Below are 17,296 nucleotides of genomic sequence, written 5' to 3' on the forward strand. Positions count from 1 at the left end.
CCGAATGTGCCAAGCCGCTGGACGGAAAGCCAGATCGCTTTCCGTCCGATCACCCGAAAACTGTTTCGCCTAATCCGCCCCGCGCGCCAGCGTTCGCGGCTCCACCACCCGCTTCTGGTAGAGGAACAGCGCACCGCCGACGGCAAACCCGATCAGGTCCGACGCCCATCCGCCCTTGATCATGGCGAGCGCCCCGAACATCAGCAGGATGCGCAGCACGACGTTCAACGGCCCGAAGAACCAGCCGATCACCGCCGCCGACAGGAGATAGATACCGATCGTGGCCGTGACGAAGACGTGGAGGATGTCGAGCCATTCGCCCTGCATCAGCATCTCGGCCGAATAGAAGAACATGAACGGCACCACGAAGGCCGCAAGCCCGATCTTGAAGGCCTCGACGGAGGTCTTCATCGGGTCCGACCGCGCGAGCGCCGCGCCCGCATATGCGGCCAGCGCCACCGGGGGTGTGATCGCCGACATCACCGCGTAATAGAAGATGAAGAAATGTGCGACCAGCGGCTGGATGCCGAGCTGGATCAGGCCCGGCGCAAGCACCGATGCCGCCACCGCATAGGCCGCCGTCGTCGGCATGCCCATGCCAAGGATGATCGAAACGCACATGGCGAAGAACAGCGCAATGAGCTGGTTCTGTTCGGCAAGGGCAAGAAGCACGGCCGAGAAGCGCGTGCCGACCCCCGTCAGCGCGATCACGCCGACGATGATGCCCGCCGCCGCGCAGACCGCCACGAGCTGCAGCGACATCTTGGCGGCCAGTTCGAAGGCATAGAGGATCGCCCGCGGCCCCATCTTGTTGGGCGTGAGCCACGAGACGACGGCCGCCGCGATCATCGCCAGCGTGCCGGCGCGGATGACCGAATATCCGGCGAACAGCGCGTAGATGAGGATAACGATCGGGACGAACAGGTAGACCTGCCTCAGCAGCTTGCCGAACTGTGGCAGTTCCGACCGCGGCAGGCCCTTCATGCCCTTCTTGGTCGCCTCGAGATCGACCACGAAATAGACCGAGGCGAAATAGAGAATCGAGGGGATGATCGCCGCGATCACGATCTCGGTATACGGAATGCCCGTGATCTCGGCCATGATGAATGCGCCGGCACCCATGATCGGCGGCATGATCTGACCGCCCGAGGAGGCGGCAGCTTCGACGGCTGCGGCCGTCTGCGGCCTGTAGCCGACCTTGCGCATAAGGGGGATCGTCAGCGAGCCGGTCGATACGACATTGCCTGCGGATGTGCCGTTGATCGTACCCATCAGGCCCGATGCAAAGACGGCAACCTTCGCCGGTCCGCCACGCGCCTGCCCGGCTGCTGCGAAGGCGAAATTGACAAAATATTCGCCCACCTTCGAGGCCTGGAGAAAGGCGGCGAATGTCACAAACAGAATGATGTAAGTCGACGAGATGGCCGTCGTCGGCCCGAGGATGCCCTGGTCGGTGTAGACATAGGTGAAGAACCGCGAGACCGAATAGCCACGATGCTGCAGGAAGCCCGGCAGGAATGGCCCGACGAAACTGTAGAGGATGAAGACGCCGGCGATGATGACCAGTGCCAGTCCGGCGAGCCGCCGGGTCAGTTCCAGGATCAGGATAACGCCGGCGATCGACGCCCACATGTCGGCTGGCTGGGCCATGCCGGTACCGGCGCGAAGCCGCAGCGCGCCCGCATTGTAGATGATGTAGAGGCAGACCGCGCCGGCCGCGACCGCGAGCAGCACGTCCGCGAGGTTGATCCGGTCTTCGGCCGGATCGGCGAAGAACCAGCCGTGGACGACGGCGAGTACCGTGCCGACAAGGAGGGGGATGCCGAATGTCTGGAACGCGAAGGCGGGCGGCGCGGCTTCACCCGTCGTCCACCAGCTGCCCCAGGCGACCAGCATGCAGAACATGCCGTAGAGGATGCCCGCAGCAGCACCGAAAAGGACGACCAGGGCGAGCGGGTTGCGCCTGAAAGGAGCAGCCTCCTTGGTAACGCCATGCGCGGAATAGAGCAGGAAACCGATGGCCAGACCGCCCGCGACATGGATTAGACGATAGGTCCAGGTCTCCAGCGGGTAGAGGTTCATCACCGCGATGTGGAAGACGGTGTAGGCAATGCAGGCAGCAACCACCAGGCCGTGCATGGTTCCGCGGAATAGCCGCTGGTTGTAGCCCTGCGGCTCGATATCCACGCCTTCGGCGAGGTTGACCGCGTCTGGCGATGCCGTGTTCGTCTGCGTCATGATACCCCTCCCCGAGGACACCCGTCAGATGGCAAAAGCCCCGGCGGCGCGGGTGCGCAACCGGGGCGTGAAAGGCGCGAAGGCGATCAGTCCTTCAAGTTGTCGGGCACGGTGATGCCCTGTTCTTCCAGATACCGCACGGCGCCCGGATGATAGGGCATGAAGGAGTTCTTGTCCCAGTTCTCCGTCAGCGTCTCGGCCGATGTGGCATGAATCTGCATCATGCGCTCGTTGTTCTCGAGAACGAGTTTGGTGATCTCGTACGCAAGGCTTTCGGGCATGTCCTTGTGGGCGATGGCGAAATTCCAGAGACCGACGGTGGGCTGATCGTAGTCGTGGCCTTGGTAGGTCCCGGAAGGAATCGTGAAGGCCGCCATTTCGGGATGCGCCTCCAGGATCTGCGCAAGCTCTTCCTCGTTGAACCCAAACATCCTGACGTCGTTTTCGGCGGCGAGTTGGGCGAAGGCCGAGATCGGGACGCCGGCCGCGAACGCGAAGGCGTCGATCAGCCCGTCCTTCAACTGGCCGCCTGCATCGGAGGCGCCGGCAAAGGATACGTTGGCGTTGACGCCGAGCGTCTCCATGAAGCGCGGCCAGTAGGTGCCGGGCGTGCCGCCCGCCGGGCCGACGCCGACGCGCTTGCCATCGAGGTCGGACACGGATTCGATGCCAGAATTGGCCAGAACAACCACCTGGAACGGCGTCTGGTACATCGGGAACAGGGCACGGATGTCTTTATGCTCAACGCCTGGCGCCAGTTCGCTCTCGCCATTCCACGCTTCGAGCGCCGGTCCCATCGTCACGAGGCCGATCTGATGATCGCCGGTCTGCACGAGCGTCACGTTCTGCACCGGGCCGCCTGTCACTTCGCCGGACGCGTTGATGCCGAGGTTTTCAGAGATGAAGCTCGCCATGCCGTTGCCATAGATGAAGTAGGTGCCACCCTGGCTTGCAGTGCCAATCGTCAGATCGTTCGGCCAGTCGGCGCGATCGTCCTGTGCATAAGCGGCGGAGCCTGCGAATGCGACCGAAACGGCCAAAGCGATGGTACGTGTGAGTGTCAGCATGATTTCCTCCCTGATTTCCTTGTCGCTACGGTTGTAACGATTGAAACCCGGGCGGCAACCAATTTGGCCTAAGACTAAAGTCTAGGTTGGGAAATGGTGCGGGCGGCGGGACTCGAACCCGCACGGCCATGGCCTCCGGATTTTAAGTCCGGTGTGTCTACCGGTTCCACCACGCCCGCGCCGTCCGCTTCTTTCCTCCTTTGTTGGCACGCGTCAAGCGCCGGGCTTGCGACGGCAGGCCGGCTCGGTTATCGCCACGACAACGCGTTCGGCAGGAGGTTTGACGATGACGAAGTTGATTGCGACCCTGATGACCTTGCTGGTGCTTGCCGGATGCGGCATCGGCACCCCCATGAGCGTCCAATCGCGGGCCGGCAAGACGGATGAGGTCCATGCGACAGAGATGCGCGCCGCCTCGATCCGCCTGACCCAGCGCTCGCGCGGCGCGGACTGACGGCCCGGCCACGCTTGCTGCGAGATCCTCCTCGCGCCGACCATCAATCGATGCGCCCGCCGAGCCGTTGAACGGCTCCTTGCCCCCGGCGCCCGGCCCCGCATTCCTGGCCACAAACACCGTCGGCAGTCACGCCCGTTTCGTTTCCCCGGAAGCGTCTCCGCTCGCAGCCGCTGGTGTGGACGACTGGAACGCGCGCGCGGCAATCCGGCGGATGAAGGCCACAACCTGGCCGGTCACGACGTACTGCGGCATGTGCCCAACGCCCTCGGCAATTTCAAGATCGAGGTCGTCGATCTTGTCGCGCATCGAAAGCCCGTGCCGGCGGTAGTCGAGCACGCGGTCCTTGTCACCGAAAAGGATGCCGACCGGCAGCTCGATCTCGCCATAGCGCGTCTCGAAATCCGCCAGGTCGTGGCGCAGCGCGACGAGGTCGGTCGAGGTCGCATAGATGTGGCTCGGGCGCATCCCGGCGAGCGCGCCGCCCGCGACCGCGAAATCGATCGGCGGCTTTTGCGGGCCGAACACGAAGTCGAGCGTGCGCGGCGCGTTGCGCGCCGACATGGGCACCGCGACCGTGTTGGCGATCAGCCGGCGCAACACCGGATTGGGAATGTGCAGCGGCGCGAACTCCGGCGGCACCTCGGAATAATGGTGCGTCAGCGGAGAGATCAGCGCCAGTCCGCTGATCTTGTCGGGATGGCGCAGCGCCGTGGCGAGCGCGATCGCACCGCCGAGCGAATGGCCGACGACAAGCGGCCGCTCGAGCTGCATCGCGTCGATCAGATGGGCAATGAAATCGGCCTGCTGCGAGAGGCGTCCGTCGCCGCGCGGGCGCGTGGAATAACCCGAGCCGGGTCGGTCGATCGCGATCAGCCGATAGTCGTCGCCGAAGGCCTCCATCAATGGCCGGCGCATGTGGTGGAGATGGCCGCCAAGGCCGTGGATCATCAGGATCGGCCGCCCCGCCCCGCTTTCCACGTAGTGAACGTCGTGTCCGTCGACGGTGATCCGCTGGCCCGCCGCCGGAACGAGCTTTTCGGCCTGGCGCGAAATGCGGCGCGTCACATGCATCAAATAGCCGGTCACCAGCAGCAGGATCGAAACGGCCGCCACGACCAGCCAGAACAATAGGGAAACCAAACTCATGCGCCTCTCCTGGTCAGAGCCGCATTTAAGGCCCGCATGGCTCGACGGCAAAGAAAAAAGCAGGCGCCGCTCTCGCAACGCCTGCTTGCCGCAAATCGATGCCGGACAAGCTATCCGTGAAGCTTGATCGTAATCTCCGCAACGCGCTTGCCCTGGAACTTCGCGCCTTCCAGTTCCTGCGCGGACGGCTGGCGCGATCCGTCTGTATCGCTGGTCGTCGTCATGCCGTAGGGCGACCCGCCGCGCACGACGTCGTTGCCGGACTGACCCTGATAGGCATAGGACAACGGCACGATGATCATGCCGTGATGCTGGAGGGAGACCTGCGCCGAGATGATCGCCATCTCCGCGCCGCCGTGCTGCGTGGCGGTCGACGACATGACCGAAGCCACCTTGTTGACGAGGGCGCCTTTGGCCCAGAGCGGTCCGGTCTGATCGATGAAGTTCTTCATCTGCGCCGACATGGCGCCATAGCGGGTGGAGATGCCGAGGATGACGGCGTCGTAGTTTTCCAGTTCGAGCGGATCGGCGATTGGTGCGTCCTGGTCCAGCTTGTAGTGCGCAGCCTTCGCGACCTCGGTCGGCACGATTTCGGCAACCCGCTTGACGGTTACCTCGGCGCCCGCTTCGCGCGCGCCTTCGGCCGCTGACATGGCCATCTGTTCCATATGACCCCAGCTCGAATAGTAGAGAACCAGTACTTTCGCCATCGATCGATCTTCCTTTTGGGAGTGTTGCGAGCGGAAGACTAATGCGGCGCGTTCCTGCTGCAACCGTGCACAGGCAGCACGGACTGTTCACCGCAAAGACACGATTGCTGGAACGCCCGGTTCGCTCTACTTGATGGCGAAACGCATGGGGACCGACATGACCGAAATCATCACCGCCGCCATGGTCGTCATCGGGGACGAGATCCTGTCGGGCCGCACCAAGGATCGCAATATCGGCCATCTGGCGGACGTTCTCACGGCGATCGGCATCGACCTGACGGAAGTGCGCATCGTCGCCGACGACGAAGCGGCGATCGTCGAGGCGGTCAATGCGCTTCGCGCCAGATACACCTATGTCTTCACCACCGGCGGCATCGGCCCGACGCATGACGACATCACCGCCGATGCCATCTCGGCCGCCTTTGCCGTGCCGTGCGGCTACGACGAGCGCGCATTCGCCATGCTCGAGGAGCATTATGCGGCGCGCGGCATGGAGTTCACCGAGGCGCGCAGGCGCATGGCGCGGATGCCGCAGGGCGCCACCCACATCGACAACCCGATCTCGATCGCACCGGGCTTCGTCATCGGCAACGTCCATGTCATGGCGGGCGTGCCGGCGATCTTCCAGGCGATGCTGGACAATGTCGTACCGACGCTGAAGGGCGGCACGAAGCTCCTGTCGGGCACGGTCCACTGCCCGCATGGCGAGGGCACGATCGGCGGCCCGCTGGGCGAGATCCAGAAGCGACATCCCGACACGATCATCGGCTCCTACCCCAAATACCAGGACGGCGCCTTCTGGACCGAGCTCGTCGTGCGCTCGAGAGACCAGGCAAAGCTGGATGCGGCGCTGGCGGAAGTTCGCGCAATGGTCGAGGGCCTTTCAGCCAAAGCTTGATATCGATCAAGGCGTGGCGCATCATGAGTGGCCTGTCGGTTGAAATACAACCATGGGAGGCTTGGATGAGCTACAAGACGATACTCGCCGTTCTGCAGGACGAAGCCGACGCCCGTCGCGTTCTCGACTGCATCGCTCCGCTCGCCGAACGCTTCTCCGCCCACGTGATCGGCGTCCACGCCGAACCGCTCCCTGTCCCGTACGCGACGCCGATGGGCTTTCCAGACGCCGATTTCATGGTCACCAGCAGCGAGACCAACAAGGAACGCTCCGAAGCGATGCGTCGCATGTTCGATGACCAGATGTCGCGCTCGGGGGTTTCGGCCGAATGGCGCGCGCTGGAGAGCTTTTCGGGCGACAGCGCGATTTCCTCGCTGGAAAGCGCCCGCGCCGTCGACCTCATCGTCGTGCAGCAGCGCGATCCGTCATCCCACCTGTCCGGCACCAATGTCGACGCGCTGCTGCTTCAGACCGGCCGACCGGTGCTCTTCGTGCCTTACGCCATGCCCGTCAACACGCGCTTCGAAACGATCCTCGTCGGCTGGAACGGCACGCGCGAATCCACCCGTGCGGTCTTCGACGCCCTGCCCTTCCTCACGGCAGCTCGCCAGGTCGAGGTGTTCACCGTCGATCCGGACCGCTATGGCGGCCATGCATCGATGACGGCCGGCGGCCAGATCGCAGCGGCCCTGTCGCGCCATGGCGTCCGCGTCACCGTCCAGAGCCAGCACAAGTCGGAGCTGACCCATGGCGAGGCGATCCAGAACCGCGCCGTCGAACTCGGCGCCGATCTCCTCGTCACTGGCGCCTACAGCCAGTCGAAGCTGAAGGAATTCTTCTTCGGCGGCGTGACGAAGACAGTGCTGGATTCCATGCCTACGGCGACCTTCATGTCGCGTTGAGGGCATCGAACCGAAAGATGCGTTCCGGTTTTCTGGTTCGTCCGATGCCCGACATTGCCTTCAGAAGGCTTTGGACAGCCGCATGAGCGCAATGAAATGCGCGAAGGGCGAACCGGCATTCCAGGCGAGATAGCGCGGTTCCTCGCGGCCGTGGAACCGCCGCTTGAACGCGGCATGGCCGGCAAGGTTGAACACCTTGCGATTGACCGCGCCGGACCGATATAGCCGCTGCAGCATCGTGCGGAACGCCGCGCTCTCGGCAAAGCCGCTCGGCTCGACGTCGCAGAGCGGCGACAGGCCGAGCATCAGAACCTCTTTCCCCTCCGCCTTGAAGATGTCGGCGGCGCGCTTGGTCAGCCCGATCTCGGCATGGGACGTCGTGTCCGGCAGCTTGCGCTTGAAGGCGGTCAGATAGCCGATGACCGCGCCGTCACGGCAGATCGGGTCGAAATAGAGAAGGCAGCCGACGCGCCCGTCCGGCTCGATCAGAACGAAGCGACGCATCATCGGCCCCCCCGCCTCTGGCAGCGGTCGGTTGAGGAATTCCATCTCGCGTTTCTTCACGATGCGCGAGGCACGCCAGCGCTCCGAAAGGTCGCGGATCATCGCATCCGCGCCCTCCACTTCCTCCGCCTCGGCGAGGCGATAGCCTTTCTTTTCGAGCCAGCGTTCCGAATAGCGCACCGTTTCCTTGCGCTTGCCGGAAAAGTCGTAGGTCTGAAGGTCGAGCGCGCTGTCGATGCCCATCATGGCAACCTTGTAGCCGCGCCCGGCGAGATGCTGCGCCGTCGCGCGGCATATCTCCGCAAAGACCGGCGTCCTGGCCGCGTCCACGAAAGCGTCGAGCAGCCGCGCTCGGTCCTGCGTCGCGCAGACCGGATCGCCGAGCGCGATCAGCGATCCCATCTTGGCCGAATGCGCGATATAGCCATGCGCGTCGCCAAAGTGGCAAAGGCCCTTTTGCACCGCCGCCGAATAGGCGAGCGAAAAATCGCCGTATCGCGACACGAGTTCCAGGCGCTCCGCTTCACTCAGCGGCGCTTCGGGCAGGTGGGCGAGCTTACGTTCGAGAAGGCGGTCGATCAGCTTGCGGCTCATGCCGAAATCTCCGGTCTGACGAAGACGAGCGTGCGATAGAGCGCGGGGCCGATGCCGAACAGGCGGTGGTCGTGCAGCGCGACCTGCCGGAACCCGAGCCGCTGAAGGGCGGGCCGGTAATCGTAGATCGGGTGTTGGGAGGCGAGCCCGAGCAACCAGAAGAAGCTGAGCCCGAATTTGAGATAGAGCCAGGCAAGCGGGCCAAGCAGCCCCGAGGGCGGCGCCATGTCGGCGATCATCAGATGTCCGCCTGGCCGCACATAGGTCGCGGCCCTGGCCAGGACGACCGGCATGTCGTCCGGCCCGAAGACATTGAAGAAGTAGTTTCCGCATACAGCATCGAAGAGCGGGTCGGGCGCGAGCGCCAGCGCGTCGCCGGCGATCAGTTCCGCCTCCAGCCTCTTGCGCGCCATGCGCCGGCGCAGCCGGTCGATCATGCGTACGGAAAGGTCGATCGCCGTGACCTGTGCGCCCATGCGCGCCGCGGCCACCGCATCCTCACCCGAACCTGCTCCCAGATAGAGCACCCGGTCCCCGGGCTTGAGATGGTCGAGTTCTGCCAGCTTGGCGCGCCGGATCAGCCCGAAGGAATAAAGATTGGCCAGCATCTCGTAGATGCCCGCCACGGCGTCGTAATTGCGGCTCTTGACCTTCTTTTCGGCGATGGGTGGATGCACGCGTGTGACTGCCTTTCGCGGGTCGCTATGGAGAGCCTTCTATCGCGGGCAGGTGAACTGGCACAACCGCCAGGCGCTTGTGCGGCAAAATGCTTGCCAAGTGTCGCTGAATACGTCTAATTCCGCGCGCATTCCGCCAATTTCCTGCCCCGCGCTCCGGAGTGCCTTGCAAAATGTCCCTGCCCGAGAAAGCCTTTCCCGTTTCCTGGGATCAGTTCCATCGCGATTCCCGCGCGCTCGCCTGGCGCCTTTCCGGCATCAACGGCAACTGGCGCGCAATCGTGTGCATTACGCGCGGCGGTCTGGTGCCCGCCGCCGTCATCTCGCGCGAACTCGGCGTGCGCCTGATCGAGACGGTCTGCGTCGCCTCCTACCATGACTACACCGAGCAGGGCGAACTGAAGGTCCTGAAGGAGATCAACCCGGCGCTGCTCGAGCACGAAGGCAAGGACGTCCTCATCATCGACGACCTGACCGACACCGGCAAGACCGCCGCCATCGTGCGCGCGATGATGCCGAAGGCCCATTTCGCCACCATCTACGCCAAGCCGAAGGGCCGACCGCTCGTCGACACTTTCGTAACGGAAGTGTCGCAGGATACGTGGATCTATTTCCCTTGGGATCTGGGGTTCACCTATCAAAAGCCGATCGCCGAAGGCCATCTCGGCTGAACGAACCGAAAGCGAACCGAAACCGGTCGAAACTTGCGCGGAGCTTGCATTTTCGCGCAAGAACGCCCATTTTTATGCAATCCCCAAGGCAAAAAGGCTTTGAAACTCTCGACTTGAGGAGGATACTCCTTGAGTTGGCAAACGAATCGGACTCGAAACATCACCATGTTCCTCACCCGCCAGACACGCGCGCATGTTGCCGAACGGCTTCGTCGGCTGATCGGCGGTTTGCCCTGCCGTACGCAAGTTGCCGCCCTGCCCTTTCGCAAGGGTGACGATGGCTATGAGGTGATGTTGATCACCAGCCGCGGGACAGGCCGCTGGGTCATTCCGAAGGGCTGGCCCGAGGGCGAGGAAGCGTTGTGGCATGCCGCAGCGCGCGAGGCGGACGAGGAGGCCGGCGTTGCTGGCGAGATCGCGCAGGATGCGCTTGGCCGCTTCTACTACGCCAAGCATTTGGCGCGCGGCCGCGAGTGGCGTTGCGAGGTTCTCGTCTACCCGCTCGAGGTCAAGGACGTGGCCGACAAGTGGCGTGAGAAGAAAAAACGCCGCCGGCGCTGGTTCCCCGCTCAGGATGCCGCACGCCTCGTCAACGAGCCGGACCTTGCCGAACTCATCGCCAGCTTCGGTACTCATCCCCGAAAATCTGCCGCCTGACGGTCGCATTTCTTCGTCATATGGGCTAGCCGGCTAACGGGGATCATTCCCGGCGCCGCAAGAGTTCTGGATTGACGATGGCCGATACGACGATACGCAAGGAAACGCTCGACAAGGATCTGGACAAGCTCGTCCATGTCGAGGAAGCGACCACCGTAGTCGCGCGCGGCCTCGTCGCGCCCGGCCTGTCTCTGCTCTTCCTGGCGATGAGCGCGGTCTTTGCGGCACTGTATGTCTTTGACGAGCCGCGCGCGGTACTGATCGTCGTCGCCGCTGTCCTCGGTGGCTACATGGCGCTCAACATCGGCGCCAACGACGTCGCCAACAATGTCGGCCCCGCCGTCGGCGCCAAGGCGCTCACCATGGGCGGCGCGATCGCGATCGCCGCGATTTTCGAAAGCGCTGGCGCGCTCATTGGCGGCGGCGACGTCGTCAACACCATCTCGCGCGGCATCATCGACATTTCCTCGGTCGGCAGTCCCGAATTCTTCATTCGCGCCATGATGGCGGCGCTGATCTCGTCGGCGCTCTGGATCAACCTCGCCACCTGGATCGGCGCGCCCGTCTCGACGACACATTCCGTCGTCGGCGGCGTCATGGGCGCCGGCATCGCGGCCGCCGGCATGTCCGCAGTCAACTGGCCGATGATGGGCGGCATTGCCGCAAGCTGGGTCATCTCGCCACTTCTCGGCGGCGCCGTCGCCGCCATGTTCCTCGCCTTCATCAAGGAAGCGATCATCTACCGCGAGGACAAGATCGCCGCGGCCCGCCGCTGGGTGCCGGTCCTCGTCGGCATCATGGCCGGCGCCTTCGCGACCTATCTGTCGACCAAGGGCCTCGGCCGTCTCGTCGACTTTTCCGGCCTTCACCTGATTCTGATCGGCATCGGTTCGGCGATCCTCGCCTGGTTCTGGTCCCGCATTCACGTGCGCCGCCAGTCCGCAGGCATGGAAAACCGCAACCAGTCGCTGCGCAAGCTCTTCAACATCCCGCTGATCTGCTCGGCCGCCCTCCTCTCATTCGCCCACGGCGCAAATGACGTGGCGAATGCCGTCGGCCCGCTGGCTGCGATCGTCTATACCGCTGAAGCAGGCGCGGTCGCCTCATCGGTCACCATTCCGCTTTGGGTCATGGTCATCGGCGCGTTCGGTATCTCGCTCGGTCTCATCCTCTTCGGCCCCAAGCTCATCCGCATGGTTGGCGAGCAGATCACCAAGCTCAACCCGATGCGCGCGTTCTGTGTCTCGCTGTCGGCTGCCATCACGGTCATCGTCGCCTCCTGGTTCGGCCTGCCGGTCAGTTCCACCCACATCGCCGTCGGCGCGGTCTTCGGCGTCGGCTTCTTCCGCGAATGGTACACCGCCAACTCGCCGCGTCGCCGCCGCTACATGGAGCGCAAGAACGCGCTTCACCGCGCCGCTCGCGGCCAGCTCGCCGAGGACCAGGCGAGCGAAGCCTCGAACCCCTTCAACGGCAATGGCAATGGCAATGGCAGCGCCGATGCCGATCGCGACCTTGACGCCGCGCCGATCTCGACCGAGGAAGCCAAGCGCCGACGCCTTGTGCGCCGCGCCCACGTCTCGACCATCGTCGCCGCCTGGGTCACGACCGTCCCCGCCGCCGCGCTCCTGTCGGGTCTCATCTTCCTCGCCTTGAACGCGCTGGCGTGAACCGGGAAAGCACAGCCAAGCACGGTTGACGCTTCTCCCCGTTATCCACACCGGTCTCCACAATATCTAGCGGTCGGCTAACGATCGTAAACGATCCCTTGACGCTCCCGCCCGAGTCGCGTTGTTATGATCCCCATGCGCTCTTTTGAGTTGCAGCGAGGCGGGTTTCTTCGGGGTCGGGGCTTTCCTGTAGTTGGACGGATAGGGGTCGGAACGGTGCATCGAGGCGCCGCGCCGAGCTGACTTTGGCGTGCAAATTTTCTGCGTTCAGGGTTCGGAATTTTTGACCTTAAACACTATATTTAGTGTTGCGGCACTAGAGTGACCCAAGATAGAGTTGGGTTCTGGTTTTCGGGATCGGGGCACGGGGCTGATCCCGCCGGTTCGCAAAGCGGGCATGAAGCCCGCGACGAGGATCGGCCAAGCGTAGGATTTTCAAGCGTTTTCGAGGGAACAGGCTTTGGCGCGCGCGGCGCCGGCCGGATGCGGAAATCGGGTTCTTGCGGCAATCGCCCCGCGGCGGCGCAGAACCACAACATATAGACGATGGGACAACACACGATGCGTATCGAACGTCGCTTCACCAAGCCCGGCCAGTCGGCCTATGCGGAAGTCGAGTTCCGCAAGGCGGTCAGCGAAATCAAGAACCCGGACGGCTCCATCGTGTTCCGCCTGGCCGACATCGACGTGCCGGCGCAGTTCTCCCAGGTCGCCAGCGACATCCTCGCGCAGAAATATTTCCGCAAGGCCGGCGTGCCCGCGCGGCTGAAGCGAGTCGAGGAAAATGACGTCCCGTCCTTCCTCTGGCGCTCCGTCGCCGACGAAGGCGCCCTCGCCGACCTTCCCGAATCCGAGCGGTACGGCTCCGAGACCGACGCCCGCCAGGTCTTCGACCGCCTCGCCGGCACCTGGACCTATTGGGGCTGGAAGGGCGGCTATTTCGCCTCCGAGGAAGATGCCTCGGCCTTCCGCGACGAGCTCGCCTACATGCTCGCCACCCAGCGCGTCGCGCCGAATTCGCCGCAATGGTTCAACACCGGCCTGCACTGGGCCTACGGCATCGACGGCCCCGGCCAAGGTCACTATTACGTCGACCCCTTCACGGCCAAGCTGGTGAAGTCGAAGTCCTCCTACGAGCACCCGCAGCCGCATGCCTGCTTCATCCAGGGCGTCGAGGACGACCTCGTCAACGAGGGCGGCATCATGGATCTGTGGGTCCGTGAGGCGCGCCTGTTCAAATACGGTTCGGGCACCGGCTCGAACTTCTCCTACCTGCGCGGCGAAGGCGAAAAGCTGTCGGGCGGCGGCCGCTCGTCTGGCCTGATGTCCTTCCTCAAGATCGGCGACCGCGCCGCCGGCGCCATCAAGTCGGGCGGCACCACCCGCCGCGCCGCCAAGATGGTCGTCGTCGACGTCGACCACCCGGACATCGAGGAATATATCGACTGGAAGGTGAAGGAGGAGCAGAAGGTCGCCTCGCTCGTCACCGGCTCCAAGATCGTCAAGCAGCATCTCGCGGCCATCATGAAGGCCTGCGTCAACTGCGAGGCGGACAATGGCGACTGCTACGATCCGGCGAAGAACCCAGCGCTGAAGCGCGAGATCAAGGCGGCGAAGAAGAACTTCGTGCCGGAGAACTACGTCAAGCGCGTCATCCAGTTCGCGCGCCAGGGCTACACCTCGATCGAGTTCAAGACCTACGACACGGACTGGGATTCGGAGGCCTATCTCACCGTCTCGGGCCAGAACTCCAACAATTCCGTCTCCTTGAAGGACGACTTCCTGCGCGCGGTCGAGAATGACGGCGACTGGAACCTGACCGCCCGCAAGGACGGCAAGGTGATGAAGACCTTGAAGGCGCGCGATCTTTGGGAAAAGATCGGCCACGCCGCCTGGGCGTCCGCCGATCCGGGCCTGCACTTCAACTCCACGATGAACGACTGGCACACCTCGCCGGCCGCGGGCCCGATCCGCGCCTCGAATCCGTGCTCGGAATACATGTTCCTCGACGACACGGCCTGCAACCTCGCCTCGATCAACCTCCTGCCGTACCGCAACCAGGACGGCTCGATCGACATCGCAGCTTACGAGCACACGGTGCGCCTGTGGACCATCGTCCTCGAAATTTCGGTGATGATGGCGCAGTTCCCGTCGAAGGAGATCGCGCGGCTGTCCTATGAATACCGCACGCTTGGCCTTGGCTATGCCAATATCGGCGGCCTCTTGATGACTGCCGGCATCCCATACGACTCAAAGGAAGGCCGCGCCATCGGCGGCGCGCTGACCGCGATCATGACGGGCGTCTCCTACGCGACCTCTGCCGAGATGGCCGGCGAGCTCGGAACCTTCCCGGACTATCCGCGCAACGCCGACAACATGCTGCGCGTCATCCGCAACCACCGCCGCGCCGCCCATGGCAAGGTCGATGGCTATGAGGGCCTGTCGGTCAATCCGGTTCCGCTGGAAGCGGCCGATTGCCCGCATGCCGACCTGATCGACCACGCGCGCCTCGCCTGGGACAACGCGCTCGCGCTCGGCGAAAAGCATGGCTACCGCAACGCGCAGGTCTCCGTCATCGCGCCCACCGGCACGATCGGCCTCGTCATGGATTGCGACACGACCGGCATCGAGCCCGATTTCGCGCTGGTCAAGTTCAAGAAGCTCGCCGGCGGCGGCTACTTCAAGATCATCAACCGCGCCGTGCCGGAAGCCCTGCGCACGCTCGGCTATTCGGAAAGCCAGATCGCCGAGATCGAGGCCTATGCGGTAGGCCACGGCAACCTGAACCAGGCGCCTGGCGTCAATCCCGGCTCGCTCAAGGCCAAGGGCTTCACCGACGAGAAGATCGCCGCGCTCAATGCCGCCACGGCACAGGCCTTCGACATCAAGTTCATCTTCAATCAGTGGACGCTTGGCGCCGACTGGCTGAAGGAGACCTTCGGCTTCACCGACGATCAGCTTTCCGACTTCTCGTTCGAGCTCCTGCCCGCGCTCGGCTTCTCGAAGAAGGACATCGAGGCCGCGAACATCCATGTCTGCGGGGCGATGACGCTGGAAGGCGCACCCTTCCTCAAGGACGAGCACCTGCCCGTCTTCGATTGCGCCAATCCCTGCGGCAAGATCGGCAAGCGCTACCTGTCGGTGGAAAGCCACATCCGCATGATGGCGGCCGCCCAGCCGTTCATTTCCGGCGCGATCTCCAAGACCATCAACATGCCCAACGACGCGACGGTGGAGGACTGCAAGGAAGCCTACATGCTGTCGTGGAAGCTGGCGCTCAAGGCCAACGCGCTCTACCGCGACGGCTCCAAGCTCTCCCAGCCGCTCAACGCCTCGCTCCTGGCAGACGACGAGGACGACGCCGACGACCTGATCGAGGAGCTGGTCGCCGCCCCGACGGCGCAGCAGGCGCAGATCGTCACCGAGCGCATCGTCGAGAAGATCGTCGAGCGCGAAGTCCGCTCGCTGCGCGACAAGCTGCCGAACCGCCGCAAGGGCTACACCCAGAAGGCGGTCGTCGGCGGGCACAAGGTCTATCTGCGCACCGGCGAGTTCGACGATGGCCGCCTCGGCGAGATCTTCATCGACATGCACAAGGAAGGCGCCGCCTTCCGCGCGATGATGAATAACTTCGCCATCGCGATCTCGATCGGCCTGCAATATGGCGTGCCGCTGGAGGAATATGTGGAGGCATTCACCTTCACCAAGTTCGAGCCGGCCGGCATGGTCCAGGGCAACGACGCGATCAAGAACGCGACGTCGATCCTCGACTACGTCTTCCGCGAGCTGGCCGTCTCCTATCTGGCGCGCAACGACCTTGCCCATGTCGACCAGTCGGACTTTTCCAACACCGCGCTCGGCAAGGGCATCTCCGAAGGCAAGGCCACGCCGTTCTCGCGCGGCTTGACCCGCGGCGCCTCCCCCCTGAAGGTCGTCTCCGGCTCGTCTGAGCCCAAGGGCGCGGCCGCGAGCACTGCCGCCCCTGCCCGTCCGGCAACGGCGTCCTACGGCTCCAACGTCCGCTCGATCTCCTCGGGCAACACCGCCATCGCCCTCAAGACCGAAGGCGCCACCGCCTTCAAGCGCGACTATGAGGAACGCGCGGCCGAGCTCGCCGAGGAAATCGCCGAAGACACCGCCAGCACCCTCTTCACCGACGCCGCTGCGGACGAAGCCACCGAAGCCAAGGCCCTCGCCGCCCAACGCCGCGCCAAGTCCATCATGCAGGGCTACACCGGCAACATGTGCACCGAGTGCCAGAACTTCACGATGGTGCGGAACGGCACGTGCGAGAAGTGCGATACATGCGGGGCAACGAGCGGGTGCTCGTAAGCTGATCGAGATTGTATTGTGTGCGCATGATATGATCTCGTCGGGGCCCTTTGGATGTGCCGTAGGTTGTGGAGGCCTCGAAAGAAGTTTTCACACCGAGTCCTGCGGGGATTGAGCCGCTTACGTACATTTTTACGACCGAAGGCCCGGGCGGGCTCCGATCTGCCTGGGCCTTTTGATTCAGAACTGCATCCGGCGGGCAAAGCCGATGTCACTTGATGGAAGGCAGGTTGATGGCGATCCTTGGTTTCAACCTTCAAAAGGGCGAGTTGCACTTCTGCATGATGAATGGAACGAGGGCCAATCCGCGCTACGTTGCGCATGACCGCCATCGGTTCGACGTCGACCAGACAAAGCCCGAAATGGCGAATTTCTTTAAGCAAACGTTTAACGAACTGATCGAAGCGCAGAAGCCTCGCGGACTTGCCTACCGCCTGTCGATGGACGGCAAGAAGGCCGACCAGATCGCGTACCTTACGTTCCCATTCGGAATTCTATCGCTCGTCGCTTACGAACGAGGGCTGACCGCCGACCAGTCGACAATCCACACTTTCACAAAGAAAGCGCTAGCGCACCCGGGTGATAAGTTCACGGCCTGCGACGATCGCATCGCGAACCGTCCGACGGCTTGGCCGAACGCGAGCAAGCTAGGGTCAGGACTCATTGATCCAGAAGATGAAGACTGCCGCGAAAGCGATTGCTGACAAGAAGGTGTGAGCGCATCGTTCGTACCTTGTGTGGATGCGCCGCCAGTCCTTAAGGCGAGCGAACAT

Annotated in this window: 14 protein-coding genes, 1 tRNA gene and 1 pseudogene; 8 read left to right on the forward strand and 8 right to left on the reverse strand. The window is 63.6% G+C overall.

Annotated elements, in window-relative coordinates:
- Positions 1 to 69: 69 nt before the first annotated feature.
- The 3 genes from GTK01_RS18420 to GTK01_RS18430 form a co-directional block, all read right to left on the reverse strand.
- Positions 70 to 2,238, reverse strand: coding sequence for a TRAP transporter permease (locus tag GTK01_RS18420; RefSeq protein ID WP_252928804.1), 2,169 nt, complete (start codon positions 2,236 to 2,238; stop codon positions 70 to 72).
- Positions 2,239 to 2,324: 86 nt separating this feature from the next.
- On the reverse strand, positions 2,325 to 3,305 hold the full coding sequence (locus GTK01_RS18425; protein WP_252928806.1) for a TAXI family TRAP transporter solute-binding subunit: 981 nt from the start codon (positions 3,303 to 3,305) through the stop codon (positions 2,325 to 2,327).
- Between the two features lie 94 nt (positions 3,306 to 3,399).
- Positions 3,400 to 3,484: transfer RNA gene (locus GTK01_RS18430), tRNA-Leu, on the reverse strand.
- 107 nt (positions 3,485 to 3,591) lie between these two features.
- On the opposite strand from GTK01_RS18430, the gene GTK01_RS18435 reads away from it, so the two are divergent.
- The gene (locus GTK01_RS18435; RefSeq protein ID WP_252928808.1) at positions 3,592 to 3,759 is read left to right on the forward strand and encodes a hypothetical protein; all 168 of its coding nucleotides are present in this window, start codon (positions 3,592 to 3,594) and stop codon (positions 3,757 to 3,759) included.
- 129 nt (positions 3,760 to 3,888) lie between these two features.
- Here GTK01_RS18435 and GTK01_RS18440 read toward each other — a convergent pair whose 3' ends face one another.
- Entirely contained in the window at positions 3,889 to 4,908 is a 1,020-nt protein-coding gene (locus tag GTK01_RS18440; protein WP_252928810.1) for an alpha/beta fold hydrolase, read from the reverse strand.
- Between the two features lie 110 nt (positions 4,909 to 5,018).
- Complete coding sequence (gene wrbA / locus GTK01_RS18445; protein WP_252928812.1) at positions 5,019 to 5,618, reverse strand: NAD(P)H:quinone oxidoreductase; 600 nt, start codon at positions 5,616 to 5,618, stop codon at positions 5,019 to 5,021.
- Between the two features lie 157 nt (positions 5,619 to 5,775).
- On the opposite strand from wrbA, the gene GTK01_RS18450 reads away from it, so the two are divergent.
- Together GTK01_RS18450 and GTK01_RS18455 are read left to right on the forward strand one after the other, a co-directional pair.
- The gene (locus GTK01_RS18450) at positions 5,776 to 6,516 is read left to right on the forward strand and encodes a competence/damage-inducible protein A (protein ID WP_252928813.1); all 741 of its coding nucleotides are present in this window, start codon (positions 5,776 to 5,778) and stop codon (positions 6,514 to 6,516) included.
- 65 nt (positions 6,517 to 6,581) lie between these two features.
- A complete protein-coding gene (locus GTK01_RS18455; protein ID WP_252928823.1) occupies positions 6,582 to 7,418 on the forward strand; it encodes a universal stress protein in 837 nt (278 codons plus the stop codon).
- A gap of 60 nt (positions 7,419 to 7,478) precedes the next feature.
- Here the strand turns inward: GTK01_RS18455 and GTK01_RS18460 are convergent, their stop codons facing one another.
- On the reverse strand, positions 7,479 to 8,516 hold the full coding sequence (locus tag GTK01_RS18460) for a phosphatidylglycerol lysyltransferase domain-containing protein (RefSeq protein WP_252928825.1): 1,038 nt from the start codon (positions 8,514 to 8,516) through the stop codon (positions 7,479 to 7,481).
- On the reverse strand, positions 8,513 to 9,193 hold the full coding sequence (locus GTK01_RS18465; protein ID WP_252928827.1) for a methyltransferase domain-containing protein: 681 nt from the start codon (positions 9,191 to 9,193) through the stop codon (positions 8,513 to 8,515). The genes GTK01_RS18460 and GTK01_RS18465 overlap by 4 nt, the downstream gene beginning before the upstream one ends.
- Positions 9,194 to 9,366: 173 nt before the next feature.
- Between GTK01_RS18465 and gpt the strand changes: the two genes are divergently transcribed.
- The 5 genes from gpt to GTK01_RS18490 all read left to right on the forward strand — a co-directional run bounded on the left by gpt (position 9,367) and on the right by GTK01_RS18490 (position 17,227).
- A complete protein-coding gene (gene gpt, locus GTK01_RS18470; protein WP_252928829.1) occupies positions 9,367 to 9,864 on the forward strand; it encodes a xanthine phosphoribosyltransferase in 498 nt (165 codons plus the stop codon).
- Between the two features lie 165 nt (positions 9,865 to 10,029).
- Positions 10,030 to 10,521, forward strand: a complete 492-nt coding sequence (locus GTK01_RS18475) for an NUDIX hydrolase (protein ID WP_252928831.1) — start codon at positions 10,030 to 10,032, stop codon at positions 10,519 to 10,521.
- Positions 10,522 to 10,598: 77 nt separating this feature from the next.
- Positions 10,599 to 12,191: an inorganic phosphate transporter gene (locus tag GTK01_RS18480; protein WP_252928833.1), complete on the forward strand. Its 1,593-nt coding sequence runs from the start codon at positions 10,599 to 10,601 to the stop codon at positions 12,189 to 12,191.
- A gap of 561 nt (positions 12,192 to 12,752) precedes the next feature.
- Entirely contained in the window at positions 12,753 to 16,523 is a 3,771-nt protein-coding gene (locus GTK01_RS18485) for a vitamin B12-dependent ribonucleotide reductase (protein ID WP_252928835.1), read from the forward strand.
- Between the two features lie 233 nt (positions 16,524 to 16,756).
- On the forward strand, positions 16,757 to 17,227 hold the full coding sequence (locus GTK01_RS18490; protein WP_252928837.1) for a hypothetical protein: 471 nt from the start codon (positions 16,757 to 16,759) through the stop codon (positions 17,225 to 17,227).
- Here the strand turns inward: GTK01_RS18490 and GTK01_RS18495 are convergent.
- A pseudogene (locus tag GTK01_RS18495) lies at positions 17,177 to 17,296 on the reverse strand (IS5/IS1182 family transposase); the annotation flags it as partial. The gene GTK01_RS18490 and the pseudogene GTK01_RS18495 sit on opposite strands and share 51 nt — an antisense overlap.

Source organism: Aliihoeflea sp. 40Bstr573, assembly GCF_024105655.1.
Lineage (GTDB): Bacteria > Pseudomonadota > Alphaproteobacteria > Rhizobiales > Rhizobiaceae > Aliihoeflea.